This is a genomic window from Actinomadura luzonensis (genome assembly GCF_022664455.2).
In the GTDB taxonomy this organism is placed as follows: domain Bacteria; phylum Actinomycetota; class Actinomycetes; order Streptosporangiales; family Streptosporangiaceae; genus Nonomuraea; species Nonomuraea luzonensis.
Genome location: NZ_JAKRKC020000001.1, coordinates 2,715,795 through 2,733,745, shown reverse-complemented (window position 1 = coordinate 2,733,745; position 17,951 = coordinate 2,715,795). Strand labels below are relative to the sequence as shown.

Here is a 17,951-nt window from a genome sequence, read left to right as displayed (position 1 = left end):
GGGTGGCGGGGCGGGGGCCGGGCGTTCGGGGTGAGGGACGAACGGCCGGCGGGGGGGAGTCTCACAGCAGCACCTTCACCACGCCGGTCAGGGCGAGCTGGCCGAGGGCCAGGGGCACGAGGACGGCCCAGGCCAGCTTCTGGAGCTGGTCCTCACGCAGCCGCGGGTACGTCACCCGCAGCCAGATGACCACGAACGCCAGCGCGAACACCTTCACCAGCGTCCACAACCAGCCGGGCAGCAGCGGCCCGTGCCAGCCGCCGAGGAACAGGACGGTCGTCAGGAAGGACAGCACGACGATCCCGACGTACTCCGACAGCATGAACAGCGCGAAGCGCATGCCGGTGTACTCGGTCATCGGGCCCATGATGATCTCGGACTCGGCGATCGGCATGTCGAACGGCGGCCGCCGCAGCTCGGCCAGGCCGGCGAGGAAGAACACCACGCCCCCGACCGCCTGCCACGGCAGCCACCACCACTGCCACGCCTCGACGATCCCGGGGATGGACAACGTCCCGGCGGCCATCGCGACCGAGGAGGCCGCGAGGACGAGCGGCAGCTCGTACGACATGAGCTGGGCCGCCGCCCGCATGCCGCCGAGCACCGAGTACTTGTTGGCCGACGCCCAGCCCGCCATGATCGCGCCCAGCACGCCCACGCCCATGACGGCCAGCACGAAGAACAGGCCGAGGTCGAGGTCGACGGCCACGAAGTCGCGGTCGAAGGGGATGGCGATGAGCACCACCAGGTACGGGACGAGCGCCACGCCGGGGGCGATCATGAAGACGCGGCGGTCGGCCGCGGCCGGGATGACGTCCTCCTTCTGGGCGAACTTCACGCCGTCGGCGATGAGCTGCGCCCAGCCGTGGAAGCGGCCGGCGTACATGGGGCCGAGGCGCGACTGCATGTGGGCCATGACCTTGTGCTCGGTCTGCCCCACGATCAGGGGCAGCACCAGGAACACGACGAGGATGACGGCGAAGCTCAGCACCACGTGCAGCAGCATCGGGCGGCTCCCAGCAGCAGGGTCAGGTGGGCGGTGTGCCCCAGTCGGCGGGGACGCCGGGCGGCAGGGTCTTGCGGCGGCTCGGGGCGCCGTGCCCGGACTCGCCCGGCTCCTTCGCGCCGGGCCAGGCCTTGGCGACGCGGGCGGCCAGGACGAAGTCCTTGCGCAGCGGGTGGCCCTCGAAGCCGTCGGGCAGCAGCAGGGGCACGAGGTGGGGGTGGCCGTCGAAGACGACGCCGAACATCTCGTGCGTCTCGCGCTCGTGCCAGTTCGCGCCGCGGTAGACGGCGACCGCGGACGGCAGGCGGGGGTCGGCGCGGGGGACGGCGGTGCGCAGCAGCAGGCGTTCGCGGGTGTCGGGGTTGTAGACGTGCGCGACGACCTGGAAGGTGTCGGGGGGCTCGTCGACGCCGGTCAGCCAGTCGAAGAAGGCGTGGCCGAGGTCGTCGCGGGCGAAGGTCAGGAGGTCGATCCAGAGGTCGGGCCCGGCGTCGACGGTGAGGTCGCCGTAGGACTCCGAGACGCGGGCGCGCTCGCCGAAGCGGTCGTGGAGCGCGCCGGCGAGCCGGGAGGCCGCCGCGGAGGGGTCGGGGGCGGTCATGTGGTGTCCCCGTGCGGCCGGGACCACACGTACCGGTCGCTGAGCCGTTCCTCGGCGATCTTCTCCTGGAGCTTGGTGATGCCGTACAGCAGGGCCTCGGGGCGGGGCGGGCAGCCGGGCACGTAGACGTCGACCGGGATGATCTGGTCCACCCCGTTCGTCACGCAGTAGGAGTCCCAGTACGGCCCCCCGGTGTTGGAGCAGGCGCCGAACGAGATGACGTACTTGGGGTCGGGCATCTGCTCGTAGAGCCGCTTGACGGCCGGCGCCATCTTGTCGGTGACCGTGCCCGAGACGATCATGAGGTCGGCCTGACGCGGGCCGTTGGCGAACGGGATGACCCCGAACCGGATGAAGTCGTGCCGGCTCATCGACGTGGCGATGAACTCGATCGCGCAGCAGGCGAGCCCGAAGTTGAACACCCACAGGGAGTAGCGGCGGCCCCAGTTGAGCACGAAGCGCATCGGCTTGGGCGCCAGCCGCGAGACCGGGCCCACGGTGGGCATCGGGAGATCCGTCGCTGCCATGCCGTCCATTCTCGCGCGGATCACCGGCTCCGCAAGCGTCAGGTCCAGGTGAGCACGCGTTTGCGCCAGGCGTAGACGATGCCGAGCGCGATGAAGCCGAGGAAGACGAACATCTCGACGAGCGTCGCCACGCCGAAGCCGGGCGCGTCGAAGACGGTGGCCCAGGGGAAGAGGAAGACCGCGTCGACGGCGAAGACGACGTAGAGGTAGGTGAAGACGTAGTAGCGGACCTGCGACTGCGCCCAGCCCTCGCCGACGGGGTCGACCCCGCACTCGTACGTGGTCAGCTTGTCGGGCGTGGGGCGGGTCGGGCGGAGCAGCCGGTTGGCCATGAGGGCGCCGGCGACGATGGCGACGCCGATCGCGAACAGCGCGGCGACCAGCGCGTACGACCCGAAGTAGCCGTCCATGACGTGATCGTAGCCCGGCCGGCGCGGTAAACCCAGGATCCGTCAAAGCCTCCCACCCCATCCCTTCAAAACGGGGCAAAACGCAACAATCAGTAAGATCGCCCCAATAGCCTCTAAGCATGCACAAAACGCGATTCTTCTCCGGAATCGCTCTGCTGGCCCTCTCGACCGGAGGATGCGGCCTGGCCGCGGCCTCCCCCGAGCGGGACGTCCTGGTCCCGGCAGAGCCGACGCTGATCGACTTCGTCGACCCGGCGACCGTTCCCGGCCTGACCACCGAGACGATCACGGAGGGCCACGCCACCCGGGGGTCGCGTTACGTGCACATCACCTACCCGGAGCTGTCCGGCGCGCCCGCGCTCGGCCGGGCGCTGCGCGAGCAGGCGCAGCGCGAGCTCGGCGACTTCCGCGCGCGGGCGGGCGGCGAGCCCGCCGACCCGCGCCCCGAGCTGAACGTGGACTGGCAGCTCGCCGCCGCCTCCCCCCAGGCGATCGCGGTGCGCCTGCGGAGCGGCGAGTACCTGCGGGCGAGCTGGGAGAACGCCACCCGCACGCTCTGGTACGACCCCAGCACCGGCAGGACCACCGGCTCCACCGGGCTGGTCGCCGGCGGCGACGCGCTGCGCCGGCTGGCCGAGCTGGTCAAGGAGCAGTTCGCGGGCCGCGGCGCGCAGGTCGAGCGGAGCGAGGTCACGGGCGGCGGCGACCAGTTCGACTCGATGGCCTTCAACCGGGAGGGCGACCTGGTCGTCGAGTTCGACGACTGCCAGCTCGCGCCGTGCCAGCTCGGCCGGGTCGCCGTGGCCGTGCCCGCGAAGCGGGCGACGCCGCTGCTGTCGGCGTTCGGCCGGCGGGCGCAGCAGGCGGCCGCGAAGGGGCCCGCCGGACGGCGGGGCGGCCCGGCCGCGAGCCCGTTCGCCGTGCCGCCGCGCAGCCCCGAGGCCACCAGCAGCCGGGCCGGCACCGTGGACTGCGCCGTCGCCAAGTGCGTGGCGCTGACCTTCGACGACGGCCCGGGCCCCTACACCGCCGAGCTGCTCGACCTGCTGAAACGCGAGCAGGTCCGGGCCACCTTCTTCGTCGTCGGCGGCAACGCGGCCGCCCAGCCGGGCCTGCTGCGCCGCATGAGCGACGAGGGCCATCTCGTCGGCAACCACAGCTGGTCGCATACGGACCTGTCCAAACAGGGCAATCCCAAGATCGCCGACTCGCTGGAGCGCACCAGGAGCGCGGTCGCCACCGCCATCGGCCAGGCGCCGACGCTGGTCCGGCCGCCGTACGGGGCGGTCAGCAAGGGCCTTCGCAACGTCGCGCGCGAGAAGGGGTACGCGCTGGTGACCTGGGACGTGGACGCCATGGACCAGCAGGGCGGCGCGACCCCTGACATCGCCGATAGGGGTGTCCGCGGCGCGCACCCGGGTGCGATCATCCTGTTGCACGACATCCACCGGGAATCCGTGGCCGCGGTTCCGGACATCCTCAAAAGGTTGCGCGGGAAGGGTTACAGCTTCGTCACCGTTCCTGAGTTGTACGGACCTGCCGGCATGCAGGCCGGACGCTTGTACAGGTCAGGGAGCGAGCCGTCCCGTAAGCAGCCCCTGACGTAGCGCACGTGTTGGGGGGACGTATAGTTGGCGCTCGTGACCCGAACCGTCCTGTTCGCCCGCCTGCATGTAGACCTCTGCAGGCTCGCGTCGGGGCTGTGTCGTCGTAGTTCTCCGACCTCACCCTGACTCCGACCGCGTTTACCCGCATTTGGCGGCTCGCAAACGCGTGACCTTTCGAGGATCTAGCATGGAAACAGAGAACGCGCCCAATGCAACCGCGCCTTGGCGCGTCGAGGAGGACTGAGCCGCTGTGACAAAGCAGGTCCAGCAACTCGACCGCGTGATCATCAGGTTCGCCGGCGACTCCGGCGACGGCATGCAGCTCACCGGCGACCGTTTCACCGCGGGCACGGCGGAGTTCGGCAACGACCTGTCGACCCTGCCCAACTTCCCGGCCGAGATCCGCGCCCCGCAGGGCACCCTGCCCGGCGTGTCGAGCTTCCAGCTCCACTTCGCCGACCACGACATCCTCACGCCCGGCGACGCGCCGAACGTGCTCGTGGCCATGAACCCCGCGGCGCTCAAGGCCAACCTCGGCGACCTGCCCCGCGGCGGCGACATCATCGCGAACACCGACGAGTTCACCAAGCGCAACCTCCAGAAGGTCGGCTACGCCACCAGCCCGCTGGAGGACGACACGCTCAGCGAGTGGCGGGTGCACGCGGTCCCGCTGACCTCGCTCACCGTCAAGGCCCTCGAAGGCTTCGACATCTCGAAGAAGGACGCCGAGCGGTCGAAGAACATGTTCGCCCTCGGCCTGCTGAGCTGGCTCTACCACCGGCCGACCGAGCACACGATCCGCTTCCTTGAGACGAAGTTCGCCAAGAAGCCCGAGATCGCCAAGGCCAACATCGCCGCCTTCCAGGCGGGCTGGAACTACGGCGAGACCACCGAGTCGTTCTCGGTCTCCTACGAGGTCAAGCCGGCCCGGCTCGCGCCCGGCGTCTACCGCAACATCTCCGGCAACCAGGCCCTCGCCTACGGCCTGATCGCCGCGAGCGTGCAGGCCAAGCTGCCGCTGTTCCTCGGCTCGTACCCGATCACCCCCGCCAGCGACATCCTGCACGAGCTGAGCAAGCACAAGCGCTTCGGCATTCGCACGTTCCAGGCGGAGGACGAGATCGCGGGCGTCGGCGCGGCGCTGGGGGCCGCGTTCGGCGGGGCGCTCGGCGTCACCACCACCTCCGGCCCCGGCGTGGCGCTGAAGGCCGAGACCGTCGGCCTGGCGGTCACCACCGAGCTGCCGCTGATCATCGTGGACGTGCAGCGCGCCGGCCCGAGCACCGGCATGCCGACCAAGACCGAGCAGACCGACCTGCTGATGGCCATGTTCGGCCGCAACGGCGAGTCGCCGGTGCCGATCGTGGCGCCGATGTCGCCGAGCGACTGCTTCGACGCGGCCGTCGAGGCGGCCAGGATCGCCGTGAAGTACCGCACGCCGGTCATGCTGCTGTCCGACGGCTACCTCGCCAACGGCTCCGAGCCGTGGCGGCTGCCCGAGGTCGCCGACCTGCCCGACATCTCGCAGACGTTCACCACCGAGCCCAACGGCGAGGACGGCGCGTTCCTGCCGTTCAAGCGCGACACCGAGACGCTGGCCCGCCCCTGGGCCATCCCCGGCACCCCGGGCCTGGAGCACCGGATCGGCGGCATCGAGAAGGCCGACGGCACCGGCAACATCTCCTACGACCCGGACAACCACGACCTGATGGTCCGCACCCGGGCCGCCAAGATCGCCGGGATCGACGTGCCCGACCTCGCGGTGGACGACCCCGACGGCGACGCGCGGGTGCTCGTGCTCGGATGGGGCTCGACGTACGGGCCCATCGCCGCGGCCGTGCGGCGCATCAGGCGGGAGGGCGGCAAGGTCGCCCAGGCCCACCTGCGCCACCTCAACCCCCTGCCGGCCAACACCGGCGAGGTGCTCAGGCGCTACGACAAGGTGCTGCTGCCCGAGATCAACCTGGGCCAGCTCGCGCTGCTGCTGCGCGCCCGCTACCTCGTCGACGTGATCAGCTACAACCGTGTGCGCGGGCTCCCGTTCAAGGCCGAGGAGCTGGCCGGAGTCATCCAGGACGTGATCGACAGTGAGTGAGCTGGTGAACGGGAGGGGCCTGTCGCTCGTCCCGAAGACCGACGCCAAGCAGACCCTGAAGGACTTCAAGTCCGACCAGGAGGTGCGCTGGTGCCCCGGCTGCGGCGACTACGCGATCCTCGCCGCGGTGCAGAGCTTCCTGCCGGAGCTGGGGCTGCGGCGCGAGAACATCGTGTTCGTGTCGGGCATCGGCTGCTCGTCGCGGTTCCCGTACTACCTCAACACCTACGGCTTCCACTCGATCCACGGCCGCGCGCCGGCGATCGCCACGGGCCTGGCCGCGAGCCGGCCCGACCTCAGCGTGTGGGTGATCACCGGTGACGGCGACGCGCTGTCGATCGGCGGCAACCACCTGATCCACGCGCTGCGGCGCAACGTCAACCTCAACATCCTGCTGTTCAACAACAGGATCTACGGGCTGACCAAGGGCCAGTACTCCCCCACCTCCGAGGTCGGCAAGATCACCAAGTCGACCCCGATGGGCTCGCTGGACAAGCCGTTCAACCCGATGTCGCTGGCCATCGGCGCCGAGGCGTCGTTCGTGGCCCGCACCATCGACTCCGACCGCAAGCACCTGCAGTCGGTGCTGCGCGAGGCCGCCGCGCACCGCGGCACGTCGCTGGTGGAGATCTACCAGAACTGCAACATCTTCAACGACGACGCCTTCCAGCCGCTCAAGGACCCCGAGGTCCGCGACGACATCACGATCCGGCTGGAGCACGGGCAGCCGATCGCGAGCGCGTCCAAGGCGGTCGTGCGCGGCGCCAGGGGCGGCATCGAGGTCGTGCCGCGCGCGAGCGTGGGCGAGGAGCAGATCCTCGTGCACGACGCGCACGACCCCGACCCCTCGGTGGCCTTCGCGCTGTCCAGGCTGGACGAGCCGGCCTTCGAGCACGTGCCGATCGGCATCTTCCGCAGCGTGGACCGGCCGTCGTACGAGTCGCTGATGAGCGACCAGCTCGACGCCGCCGCGCAGCGGCAGGGCGCGGGCGACCTCGGCGAGCTGCTCATGGGCGGCGACACCTGGCGCATCAACTGAGCGCCCTACCGGCACATTGGCCGGCACACCGGCCGGCGGATCTGACGCGCCGGCGGCGCGTCAGATCCGCGACAGGACCCGGTCGCTGACGAAGCAGAGCATGCCGAACTCGCGCGCCCGCCGGCGCGCGAAGTCGCACAGCTCGTCGTTGTCGGCGTAGTCGAGGGCGTAGAGGTCCACGTCGAGGCCGAGCAGCCGCTCGGCCACCGTGGCGTGCACCTCCAGCACGTCCTCCGGCCAGGGCGCGTAGCTCCCGGCGTCCACCCAGCGGGCCGAGAACGACTCGAACAGCACGCCGTCCACCAGGTCGGCGAGCTGCGGCAGCAGCCCGAACCCCCGGTTGGCCAGCAGGTACTCCGGCTGCGTCTCCTCGCGCACGGCGGCGATCAGGTACAGCAGGTGCGGCAGGTCCTCGGGGTAGGTCTGCTCGATGTTGAGCGTGTCGAGGAACAGGCCGCGAAAGCCCTTGCCGATGGCCGCGCGCGCCTGCTCCACCACGTGCGCGACCCAGCGCGGGTCGCCGGTGTGGACGAACGCGCCGCCCCAGTCGGGGTTGCGCTCGGCGCGGTGCCAGGGGGCGGGCGGTCCCACGTCCTCCGTCAGCGACAGGTAGCCGAGCGTCTGCACGCCGCGCCCGCGCAGCAGCTCCAGCTCCTCCGGGCCGTAGAAGTCGGCCTGGAGCACGACCTTGTCGAAGCCGGACAGCCGCTCCAGCTCGCCCGCCCCGTAGTAGAACGCGATGGGCTGCGTCATTCCGTCCACGACTCCCGATACCAGGCGTACGTGCGCCGCACGCCCTCCTCCAGGGCGACGCGCGGCTCGTACCCGGTCAGCTCGCGCAGCAGCGCGAGGTCGGGGCAGCGGCGCGCGACCGAGCCCGGCGGCGCGGGCACGTGCCGGATCTCCGGGCTGTGGCCCGCGATCCGCAGCACGAGCTTGGCCAGGTCGGCGACGCCGGTCTCGGCGTCGTTGCCGATGTGCACGATCCGGCCCGCGGCGCGCGGCTCGGCCATGAGCCGGACCACCGCCTCGACGGCGTCGTCCACGTGGCAGAAGGCGCGGCTCTGGTCGGCGCCGTAGAGGGTGAAGGGGTCCTCGCGGCGGGCGGCCCGCAGCGACAGCTCCGGGATGACGTGGTCGGCGCCCATGCGCGGGCCGTAGACGTTGTGGAAGCGGCCGACGACCGCCTCGAACCCCTTGGCCCGCGCGGTGTGCAGCACCGCCGCCTCGCCGAGCAGCTTGCTTATCGCGTACGTGTGCCGCGGCGACCCGACGTCCTCGATGACCAGGGGCACGTCCTCGGCGGTGGGCACCGCGGCCAGGCCGGTGCTGACCGCCCCCGCGTACGCCTCGCTGGTGGAGGCGAAGAACAGCCGCCCGCGCCCCGGCCCCATCCAGTCCAGCAGGTGCATCAGGGCCAGCGTGTTGACCCGGATCACCCGGGCCGGGTCGGACTCGACGTTGCGCACCCCGACCACCGCGGCCAGCATGAACACTTGGTCCCACCGCGGTTCGAGCCCGGCGTAGGCGGCCGGGTCGGTGAGGTCGGCCGAGCGCACCTCGACGGCCAGCCCGGCGAGCGCGTCGTCGCGCCGGCCGCGCGAGAAGTCGTCCACGACGGTGACCTCGTGCCCGTCGGCGAGCAGCCGGCGGGCCAGGTGCAGCCCGATGAACCCGGCCCCGCCCAGCAGCAGCGCCCTCATGCCCGCTCCCCCGCCAGGTAGCCGATGCCGGCGTAGCGGACGCCGTGCCGCAGCACCGCGGCCTCGTCCAGGATGCGCCAGGAGTCGAACAGCACCCGCACCCCGGAGCCGGCGAGCAGGGACTCGACCTCCAGTCCCCGGTAGTCGGGATGGTCGTTGACCACGAGCAGCGCGTCGGCGTCGGCGAACGCCTTGTCGAGGCTGACGGGCTCCCCGCCGTAGGCGCGGATGACGTCGTCGGCGACGAGCGGGTCGTGGCCGAGCACGGTCAGGCCCGCGGCCCGGAAGACCGGCATCATGTCGGCGACGGGGGTGCCGCGCATGTCGTCGGTGGCCGGCCAGCCCTTGTAGGCCCAGCCCAGCACCGACAGCCGCACCCCCTCCGTGCGCCCGGCCGCCTGGCGGACCAGCTCGACCACGCGCTCGGCGACGTGCCCCGGCAGCCGCTCGTTGAGCGCCCGCGCCCGGTCCACCAGGTACGGCGGCCGCGACGTGCTGGCGATCATCAGGTACGGGTCCTTCGACAGGCAGCCGCCGCCCACGTACCCCGGCTTGGCCAGGTCGGGACGCGGATAGTCGAGGTTGGTGGCCCGGATGACCTCCAGCGGGTCCAGGCCGTGCTGCTCGGCGATGAGCGCCAGCTCGTTGCCGAAGGCGTAGATCAGGTCGGTGTGGCAGTTGTTGGACAGCTTGACCATCTCGGCCGTCTCCAGCCCGCTGACCGGCACGATCTGCTCGGCCAGGCCCGCGAACAGCTCGACGCCCGCGCGCAGGCTCTCCTCGTCCAGGCCGCCGATCACCTGCGGCAGCTCGACCAGCTCGCGCAGCGCCTGGCCCTGGATGGTGCGCTCGGGCGCCATGACCAGCCGCACGTGCTCGCCCCAGCGGGCGGCGAGCGTCGGCAGCACGACGGCGCGGCTGGTGCCGATCGGCACGGTGCTCCGCACCACGACCAGCGTGCCGGGCGCGCAGGTCTCGGCGACGTGCTCGGCGGCGGCGGCCAGGTGGCTCAGGTCGGGGACGCCGGTCGTCAGGTCCACGGGCGTGGAGACGGACAGGATCGCGGCGTCGAGCGGCTGCTCGGGCAGCCGGTCGGAGACGGTGACGGCGCTCCCCAGGTGCTCGGCGAACGCCTCCTGGACGCCGGGCTCGTAGACGTGGACGCGCCCGTTGGACAGCGCCTCGACCACGCGCGGGCTGACGTCCACGCCGTGGACGACGTACCCCTTGCGGGCCAGGGCGGCGGTCAGCGTGAGGCCCACGTACCCCATGCCGATCACGCCGACGGTCTTCGGCATCTCATGCTCCTTGTCTGGTGGCGGTGCAGGGCGGGCTGACGCGGTCGAGGTCGACCACGGTGACGTTGCCCGCGAGGCCGTGGCGGCGGTAGCTCGCGCAGGCGGCGGCGACGTCGGCGGGACGGGTGGCGTAGTCGGTGGCGAGCACGGCCTTGCCGAGCCGGCGCAGCGCGAGGGCGTGCGCCAGGTTCTCCCGGCACCAGTCCTGCACGCAGGGCCGGCCGGTGGCCTGGAAGAACAGCTCCTCCATGCCGACGCCGTCGATCGCCTGAACGTAGCCGGGCTGGAGCCGCAGCTCGGGCGAGTTCTGCGGGACGATCAGGAAGCCGGGCCTGGCGGCCTTGGCGTAGCGGCTGATCCGCACGATCAGGCCGGTCATGCGGGCGGCGAGGCTCGCCCGGCTCTCGCCGGGCACCCGCCTGAGGTCGATCTCCTCGTACGCGAGCGGCGTGTCGAGGTAGACCCCGTCGAACCCGGCCCGCAGCGCCTGGTCCACCCGCGGCCGGACCGCCAGGTCCCACCAGCGCGGGTCCCAGTAGCGCACGAAGTGCTCCTCGGGCCAGTCCGGCCAGAGGTTGAGCCGCAGCCCGGCGGGCAGCGTGCGGGCCTCGGTGCGGAAGCTCTCGATCGAGCCGATCTCGAAGTAGGCCAGGACGATCTTGCCGGTGGCCCGGACGCGGGCGATCTCGGCCGGCGTGAAGTAGCCCTTGGCCGTGCCGTCGCGCGACAGGTCGACGACGGCGAGCTGGTGCGGCGCCTTCGCCACGTCGTCCAGCCGCCCGTGGCGGTAGTTCTGGAGGACGTAGGTGAAGGTGCGCACCTCGTTCAGCGGCACGCGGGGGGCGCAGCCGGTCAGCGTGGCGAGGAGAGCGGCCATCAGCAGCCCCCTCACGCCGTCGCCCGGGTCGACATCGCCTTGATCGACATCGCTTTGATCGACTCGGTCAGCGGGACGGTCGCCCGCCAGCCCAGCACGCGCTCGGCCCGCCCGGTGTCGGCCTGGCTCCAGTCGGCGTCGGAGCGGCCCGGGGCCGGGGCGCTCTCGCGGATCTCGCCGGTGAAGCCGGTCGCCTCGGCGAGCAGCGCGACCGCCTCCCTGACCAGCACGGCCCGGCCGCTGCCGACGTTGACCACCCGCTCGGCGGGCTCGGCGGCGAAGGCGGCGCGGACCACCGCGCGGGCGACGTCGCGCACGTCCACGAAGTCGCGGACCGCGCCCAGCGGGCCCACCTCGACGTCGCCGGTCGCGGCCCCGATCAGCTCCAGGACCCGGCCGAGCACGTTGCCGGCGGAGACGCCGGGGCCGACGGGGTTGAAGACGCGCAGGGACATGGCGTCCACCTCGCGGGCCCGCTCGACCAGCAGGGTGCCGGCGAGGTGGCTGATGCCGTACGCGCCCGTCGGCCGGGCCGGGCCGTCCTCCCGCTGGCGGGCGCCGGGCAGGGCGGGGCCGTACTCGGCGGCCGAGCCGAGGCGGACCAGGCGGGCGCGGGGCACGGCGAGCGCCACGGCCTCCAGCAGCACGGCGGCCACCCCGGCGTTGCCGCGCAGCAGCTCGTCGTAGCCGCCGGACAGCCGGCCGACGCAGTTGAGCACCGCGGCCGGGCGGGCCGCGGCGAGCAGGTCGGCCACGTCGGCGGGCGCGGCGGTCAGCAGGTCCAGCTCGGCCCGGCGCGGCCGGACCAGCCGCGTCACCCGCGCGTCCCCCTCCAGCAGCTCCGCGACCGGCCGGCCGAGGAACCCGGTGGCCCCGAACACCACGACCGTGCTCATCGCACCCTTTCCCGCGCCGCGGGCAGCAGCAGCGGCCGGAACTCGTCGAAGCGGGCGTTGGCCTCGTCGTAGTCGTCGGGGCGGCCGATGTCGAGCCAGTAGCCCTCGAACTCGTAGATGCCCGGCCGGTTGCCCTGCGCCAGCAGGTCGAGGACCAGCTCGTCGAAGCCGAACGGCATGCCGTCCGGGTAGCGGGCGATGGTGTCGCGGGACAGGGCGTAGACGCCCATGCTGACCAGGTAGCTGAGCAGCGGCTTCTCCTTGAAGCCGACGATCTGGCCGCCGCTCGCCTCCAGCACGCCGAAGTCGATCTTCACCACGCGGGGGCTGGTCGCGACGGTCAGCGGCGCGCCGGTGCCGACGTGCCTGGCCAGCAGGTCGGCGTAGTTGAGCGTGGTCAGGACGTCGCCGTTCATGACCAGGAAGTGCTCGGGCAGCCGGTCCCTGATGGGGAAGAGCGGCCCGATCGTGGACAGCGGCGCGACCTCCTCGGTGTAGTCCACCTCCAGGCCCCAGCGGGAGCCGTCGCCGACGAACGCGCGGATGAGCGGGCTGAGGTGCCCGACCGCGAGCGTGGCCCGGGTGAAGCCCTGCGTGGTGAGCTGCTGCAGGATGATGTCGAGGATCGCGTACTCCTCGCCTATGGGCACCAGGGGCTTGGGCAGCGCCGAGGTGTACGGGCGCAGGCGCACTCCTTTGCCGCCTGCGAGGATGACGACGTGCATGGGGGTTGCCTCCGGTCGGATCTCGTTCAGCAGTACTGTCTGACGTCCCGCAGCCCGTGGCCCATGAGGGCCAGCAGGATGAGCAGGAACAGCAGCGCGGCGGCGGCGAAGAGCAGCACGTCGGCCGTCGCCGAGCCGCCGCCGGGCAGGAGGAGGCGCCCGGCGGGATGGACGGCGAGCGCCGCCGCCTGGGCCAGGCACAGGTGCACGACCTTGCCCTGGTTGGCGAGCAGGAACGCCACGAAGTAGGCGCCTCCGACGGTGACGTGCGCGCCGGCCATGGCCAGGCCCGCGTCGGTGAGGGTGCCGGTGACGTGCAGGAAGACCAGCGGCAGCGCCGACAGCAGGGACAGCGCGGCGAGACAGGCCAGCGTGCCCTTGGCCAGCAGCCACCGGCCGCGGCGGGTGAAGTCGGCGGGGTAGCAGACGTCCCGGACGGCGGCCCTGGCCTCGTCGTCGAAACGGTGGGCCCGGTACTCCAGGATGCCCATGCCGAGCACGAGCCCGGCGCCGGCCACCGCGATGTCGGTGCGGTCGAGCACGTAGCGGGCCTCGGCCTGGAGCAGGAAGAGCGCGGTCAGCGCGGCGTAGACGAACGAGGGCAGCAGGCCGCGCAGGTGCCCGCGGGCCAGGCGGCGCAGCGGGGGCTCGGCCGGGGCGTCCTCGCCCTGCGCGAGCGTGAGCAGCAGCGCGGCCCCGACGACGCCGGCCACGCACACCACGCCGACGCAGACCGCGAGCAGGCCCACCCACCGGTCGCCGATGGCGACGTAGGCGAGGCCGGCCACGACCGCGGGCAGCATGATCACGCCGAGCCAGCCCTCGCGCCGGTAGAACAGCAGCAGGCCGGAGGCGATCTGGAAGGCCATCTGCGTGACGCAGAGCGCGACCAGCGCGACGGGCGCGTTCCTGGCCAGGGCGAGCGCGCCGGCCATCGTCATGGCGCCGAGCACGCCGAGCACCAGCCCGGTCCGCAGCACCCGGCCCGCCGAGCGCGGGTGGCCCCGCCCCACCAGCGTGTACGCGAGCTGCGCCGCCGCGCTGCCCACCACCCAGCCGAGCCCCGTGGTCAGCACCAGGCCGGGCATGAGGAACTGCGTGCCGACCAGGCCGGAGGCGGCCGGCAGCAGGGCGGCGGGCAGGCCGTAGAGCAGGCCGTGCGCCATCTGCGCGAGCGGCCTGGCCCGCCGGAGCGGCGCGCCCGCCGGCGGGGAGGGCCGTTCCATGGTCTTGATGTGCGAGTACGCGGCCTCGGCCAGGGAGAACACGTCGTCGTGGCCGTACCGCTCGCGGGCGATCTTGTCGCTGAGCCCCTGGGACTCCAGCATCGCGGCGACCTGCAACGGCTCGACGGCGCGGAAGATCCCCGTCCCCATCGGCTCGATGAGGTCGTCCATGGAGCGCGAGGGTGACGGCTCCACCGCGGTCATGCCGAGACCCCCAGCAGCTCCTCGTAGACCGAGCGGTAGTCGTCGAGCGACTGCTGGAGCGTGAAACGTTCCAGCACGCGCTCGCGGGCGAGCCCGCCGAGCCGGTGGCGCAGCCCGGCGTCGCGCAGCAGCCGCACCATCGCCTCGGCGGCGGCCACGTGGTCGCGCGGCGGCACCACCAGCCCGGCCTCGCCCACCGCCTCGGCCACCCCGCCGACGTTGGTGACGACGACGGGACGGCCGCACGCCATGGCCTCCACCACGGTGTAGGGGAAGCCCTCGGAGATGCTGGTCAGGGCCACGACGTGGCCGGCGTGGTAGGCGTCCGCCGGCGTCGAGACGCGGCCCTCGAAGCACGCCGCGTCCTCCAGCCCCAGCTCGTCGGCGAGCTCCACGCAGCTCGCGTGGTACGGCTCGTTGCCGGCCGGCACGCCGCCGAAGACCCGCAGCCGCGCCCCGGGCACCTTGTCGCGCACGATCGCGAACGCGCGCAGCAGCGTGTGCAGGTCCTTCAGCGGGTCGATGCGGCCCATGAAGACCAGCGTCGGCTCGTCGGGGTCGCTCTCGGCCAGGGGGAAGTCGTCCGGGTCGACGCCGTTGTACATGATCCGGATGCGGTCCGGGTCGGCGCCGTTGCGGATCTGCCAGCGCCGGTTGTACGACGAGTGCGGCGCGATGCGGTCGGCGGCCACGTACGCGGCGCCCGCCAGGCGGCGGAAGAAGCTGAGCAGCAGCACCCGCACGGCGTGCGAGACCGGCTCGTCCACGTACTGCAGGTAGCGCTCGCGCAGGTAGACGCCGTGTTCGGAGAGCACGGCCGGGGTGCCGTGCCGCCACTTGGCGGTCATCGCGGTCAGCATGCTGAGGCCGTTCATGGCCACGTGCACGAGGTCGGTGCGCGGCGGCGGCTCGGCGAGCGGGCGCAGCATGTGGCCCATGAGGTGGCCGGCCGTGACGGCGTCGGCGAGGGTGAGCCCGTCGGTCCTGTTCCAGTACCAGGCGTCCATGAGCTGGGTCAGCGACTCGTTGGCGGTGAGCGCGCCGACCAGGTCGCCGCCGTCGTGGGCGTAGCCGTGCAGCGCCTCCAGGACGGCGAGGAACTCCGCGCTGCCGTCGCCCATGACGGCGGGCGTCAGCACCATCTCCAGGAAGCGGCCGTAGGCCTCGCCGAAGCCGACCCCCGGCGCCCGCGAGGGGCGCCGGGGCACGCGGCCCCACAGCGGCATGGGGATCACCCGGTCCAGGTTGGGCGGCAGGTCCCAGACCGGCCGCTCCTCGCCGTCCACCGTCATCGTCACGACGTCCCAGCGGCAGTCCGGCATGCCCCGGATGAGCTGGTCCATCCAGACGCTGACCCCGCCCATGGCGAACGGGTAGGTGCCCTCGGACACCAGCGTCACCTTCACGGCCGCACGCTCGCGGGGACCGTGACGGGGGTGCCGGCGGTCAGGCTGAGCAGGGCGACCTTGTCGGTGCCGTAGGCGGCGGCGCCGGGGGCGGTCACGTCGGTGGCGAAGACCATGGCGCCGGCACTCGCGGTGAAGGTGACGGTGCCCGCCGCCCGGTCGTAGACCGCGCTGACCGAGGACAGGCCGGCGAAGTGGTCGGTGCGGTGGTCGACGTACTGGGCGAGCGTGCCCCAGTTCGGCGTGAGCAGCGGCACGTTGTAGTACGCGTTGTACTTGGCCATGACCGCGTTCAGCCAGTCGAAGACCAGGCTGTGGTTGGAGCCGTAGTTGCGCAGGTTGCCCTGGTGGAAGGTGTGCGTGTAGACCGACCCGGACATCACGTGCTGCATCGCCACGTCGCTCTCGTGGCCGAGCACCTGCGGGTAGGTCTGGTCGGCGGGCCAGTAGGGGAACTTGCCGTTCGGGCCGTAGTAGGAGTTGTAGAACAGCGTCTCCTCGGCCGGCGTGGTGGTGTGGTAGGCGATGTTCGTCGGCCAGTCGGGCACGACCGTCAGCGACGGCTCCAGCGGGTGGCGGATGCCGCAGTTGAAGCAGGACGGCCGGTGGCTGGCGAAGGACATGTTGCCGTGCAGGTACTTCACGCCCAGGTCCTTGGCGGCCTGCAACAGGTTGGGGTTGGAGGCGGCCAGGCCGTAGTCGGTGGGCGGGTCGATGTCGTTGGTCGGGTCGGGGTTGTAGACGCCGAGGCCGGAGTACTCGCCGGTCTTGAGCACGGTCGGGTCCACGCTGAGGCCGAGCGCGGCCGCCCTGGTGAGGTTGTCGTGGATCTCGGCGTAGCTCGTCGGGTAGTCCGTGAAGTTCATCTTCGGGTGCGAGAACGTGTGGTTGATCCAGGTGAACGAGGCCGCCCGGCAGCGCGAGTAGCTGGTCAGGCCGTCCTGGCCGGGCAGCGTGAGCAGGCAGCTCGGCAGGGCGTTGGGGTCGGCGCCCTCGCCGTTGTAGGCGATGTTCAGCTTGAAGCCGCCGGCCAGCGGGTTCGCGGCGCGGAAGCCGTTCTGCTGGTTGTACGTGCTCACCGCGTCCGACCTGCTCATCCGGTAGCCGGGGTCGGTCTCCAGGTGGCCGTCGGCGTACAGGTGGTCGGTGGAGTTGAACCAGTCGTCGACGTCGGCGTTGAGGTAGTGGCGCTGCTCGCCGAGGAACAGGCCCCGGGTGGCCCAGCGGAACAGGCCGTAGGTGAGCAGGTCGGCCTGCGGCAGGTACTGGTTGCTGGTGAAGGTCAGCGCCATGCGCTCGCGGCCGTCGGAGGACGTGCTGCGGACACCGAGCACGTCGGAGCCGCTGGTGAGCACGGCGTCGGCGGTGCAGCCGGCGGCCAGCGTGGAGCGGTAGACGTAGGAGAGCGAGACCGGCACGTCGGCGCCGCTCTTGAGGTAGTCGAAGACGCCGGCGCCGGTCGTGGTGAGCGCGGTGTCGATCGGGGTGTCGCCGACGCCGCCCTCGCTGCCGGCGCGCAGGCAGTAGTCCTCGGGCCAGGTGCCGTAGGCGGTGTAGAGCGAGACCTGGCGGACGCCGTAGTCGCGCTCGTAGGCCCAGAGAACGTTCCATTCCGTGGCGTCGAGGCCGCTGACGTAGCCGGTGCCGTCGTCGTAGAGCAGCGAGTTGTTGGTCAGCAGCACGGCGTTGTACTTGCCGGTGCCGTCGGCCTGCACGAGGTCGGCGGCGGTGAGCGGCTGGGTCTTGCTGAGCAGGACGTCGTACTGGGCGCCGACCCGGTCGAGGGTGGCGCGCCAGGTGGCGATGCCCCAGTCGTCCTGGTCCACGGCGACGACGAGCACCCGCAGCCCCACGCGGTCACTGGCGGCGGCGGCCAGTGCTGCGGTGGTCTGCGCGGTGGTGGTCGAGCCGATGATCGGTAACGTGCCTTTCTTCTTCGGCAGCGGGCCTAGTTTGTCCACTTCTGGACGCGCGATAGGCGCACGCAAAGGAGCGGCGTGCGCGTGTCCGCCGTCGGGCTTTGTTGCGGTCGCGGAAGCGCCGTAGGCACCCGGACCGAAAACCACGACAGTGGCGCTGGCCAGGGCCAACGCGCGGCGCGACGTCCTTAACGCGGTAACACGGAAATGCCGAAAAGAACCCACCATATCCCCCCATTCGGCGCTGAAGGCACGAATGCTCACTAGGCCGACGCAGGCACCATCGGCCAGCCCCGAGTGTGCGCATGACCGATTTCACTTACGTTTCAGCACAGTTTCCTCACGAGCGTTTTCCGCCGCATTCGCGCGGCATATCCTCAACCGGTCAGCGAGAAAACCGATCGGACCGTGC

At 71.9% G+C, this 17,951-nt stretch carries 17 protein-coding genes; 4 read left to right on the top strand and 13 right to left on the bottom strand.

Features of this window, described 5'->3' with window-relative positions; translation table 11 throughout:
- Positions 1-61 precede the first annotated feature (61 nt).
- From nuoH to MF672_RS13185, 4 genes are read right to left on the bottom strand one after another with little or no spacing between them, the layout of a single operon-like run.
- A complete protein-coding gene (gene nuoH / locus MF672_RS13200) occupies positions 62-1,006 on the bottom strand; it encodes an NADH-quinone oxidoreductase subunit NuoH (protein WP_242378548.1) in 945 nt (314 codons plus the stop codon).
- A gap of 22 nt (positions 1,007-1,028) precedes the next feature.
- Positions 1,029-1,607: an NADH-quinone oxidoreductase subunit C gene (locus tag MF672_RS13195; protein WP_242378550.1), complete on the bottom strand. Its 579-nt coding sequence runs from the start codon at positions 1,605-1,607 to the stop codon at positions 1,029-1,031.
- Complete coding sequence (locus tag MF672_RS13190) at positions 1,604-2,134, bottom strand: NADH-quinone oxidoreductase subunit B (protein WP_328517123.1); 531 nt, start codon at positions 2,132-2,134, stop codon at positions 1,604-1,606. The genes MF672_RS13195 and MF672_RS13190 overlap by 4 nt, the downstream gene beginning before the upstream one ends.
- Before the next feature lie 38 nt (positions 2,135-2,172).
- On the bottom strand, positions 2,173-2,544 hold the full coding sequence (locus MF672_RS13185; RefSeq protein WP_242378552.1) for an NADH-quinone oxidoreductase subunit A: 372 nt from the start codon (positions 2,542-2,544) through the stop codon (positions 2,173-2,175).
- A gap of 119 nt (positions 2,545-2,663) precedes the next feature.
- Here MF672_RS13185 and MF672_RS13180 point away from each other — a divergent pair, with 119 nt between their 5' ends.
- The 4 genes from MF672_RS13180 to MF672_RS13170 all read left to right on the top strand — a co-directional run bounded on the left by MF672_RS13180 (position 2,664) and on the right by MF672_RS13170 (position 7,285).
- On the top strand, positions 2,664-4,151 hold the full coding sequence (locus MF672_RS13180) for a polysaccharide deacetylase family protein (protein ID WP_242378555.1): 1,488 nt from the start codon (positions 2,664-2,666) through the stop codon (positions 4,149-4,151).
- Between the two features lie 33 nt (positions 4,152-4,184).
- On the top strand, positions 4,185-4,277 hold the full coding sequence (locus MF672_RS52090; RefSeq protein ID WP_407654723.1) for a putative leader peptide: 93 nt from the start codon (positions 4,185-4,187) through the stop codon (positions 4,275-4,277).
- Positions 4,278-4,401: 124 nt separating this feature from the next.
- Positions 4,402-6,246: a 2-oxoacid:acceptor oxidoreductase subunit alpha gene (locus MF672_RS13175; protein ID WP_242378557.1), complete on the top strand. Its 1,845-nt coding sequence runs from the start codon at positions 4,402-4,404 to the stop codon at positions 6,244-6,246.
- Complete coding sequence (locus MF672_RS13170) at positions 6,239-7,285, top strand: 2-oxoacid:ferredoxin oxidoreductase subunit beta (RefSeq protein ID WP_242378559.1); 1,047 nt, start codon at positions 6,239-6,241, stop codon at positions 7,283-7,285. The genes MF672_RS13175 and MF672_RS13170 overlap by 8 nt, the downstream gene beginning before the upstream one ends.
- 60 nt (positions 7,286-7,345) lie before the next feature.
- Here the strand turns inward: MF672_RS13170 and MF672_RS13165 are convergent, their stop codons facing one another.
- Genes MF672_RS13165 through MF672_RS13125 form a run of 9 tightly spaced genes read right to left on the bottom strand, consistent with a single transcriptional unit; the run spans position 7,346 to position 17,581 of the window.
- Complete coding sequence (locus tag MF672_RS13165; RefSeq protein ID WP_242378561.1) at positions 7,346-8,038, bottom strand: putative glycoside hydrolase; 693 nt, start codon at positions 8,036-8,038, stop codon at positions 7,346-7,348.
- The gene (locus MF672_RS13160) at positions 8,035-8,988 is read right to left on the bottom strand and encodes an NAD-dependent epimerase/dehydratase family protein (protein WP_242378563.1); all 954 of its coding nucleotides are present in this window, start codon (positions 8,986-8,988) and stop codon (positions 8,035-8,037) included. The genes MF672_RS13165 and MF672_RS13160 overlap by 4 nt, the downstream gene beginning before the upstream one ends.
- A complete protein-coding gene (locus tag MF672_RS13155) occupies positions 8,985-10,286 on the bottom strand; it encodes a nucleotide sugar dehydrogenase (protein ID WP_242378573.1) in 1,302 nt (433 codons plus the stop codon). The genes MF672_RS13160 and MF672_RS13155 overlap by 4 nt, the downstream gene beginning before the upstream one ends.
- A gap of 1 nt (position 10,287) precedes the next feature.
- On the bottom strand, positions 10,288-11,163 hold the full coding sequence (locus MF672_RS13150; protein WP_242378575.1) for a glycoside hydrolase family 191 protein: 876 nt from the start codon (positions 11,161-11,163) through the stop codon (positions 10,288-10,290).
- A gap of 11 nt (positions 11,164-11,174) precedes the next feature.
- The gene (locus MF672_RS13145; RefSeq protein WP_242378577.1) at positions 11,175-12,059 is read right to left on the bottom strand and encodes an NAD-dependent epimerase/dehydratase family protein; all 885 of its coding nucleotides are present in this window, start codon (positions 12,057-12,059) and stop codon (positions 11,175-11,177) included.
- Positions 12,056-12,784, bottom strand: coding sequence for a sugar phosphate nucleotidyltransferase (locus tag MF672_RS13140; protein ID WP_242378579.1), 729 nt, complete (start codon positions 12,782-12,784; stop codon positions 12,056-12,058). The genes MF672_RS13145 and MF672_RS13140 overlap by 4 nt, the downstream gene beginning before the upstream one ends.
- Positions 12,785-12,810: 26 nt before the next feature.
- Complete coding sequence (locus tag MF672_RS13135; RefSeq protein ID WP_242378580.1) at positions 12,811-14,214, bottom strand: hypothetical protein; 1,404 nt, start codon at positions 14,212-14,214, stop codon at positions 12,811-12,813.
- The gene (pelF, locus tag MF672_RS13130) at positions 14,211-15,620 is read right to left on the bottom strand and encodes a GT4 family glycosyltransferase PelF (RefSeq protein ID WP_242378581.1); all 1,410 of its coding nucleotides are present in this window, start codon (positions 15,618-15,620) and stop codon (positions 14,211-14,213) included. Before pelF ends, MF672_RS13135 begins: the two co-directional genes overlap by 4 nt.
- A complete protein-coding gene (locus MF672_RS13125; RefSeq protein WP_242378582.1) occupies positions 15,617-17,581 on the bottom strand; it encodes an Agd3-related carbohydrate deacetylase in 1,965 nt (654 codons plus the stop codon). The genes pelF and MF672_RS13125 overlap by 4 nt, the downstream gene beginning before the upstream one ends.
- Positions 17,582-17,951 lie beyond the last annotated feature (370 nt).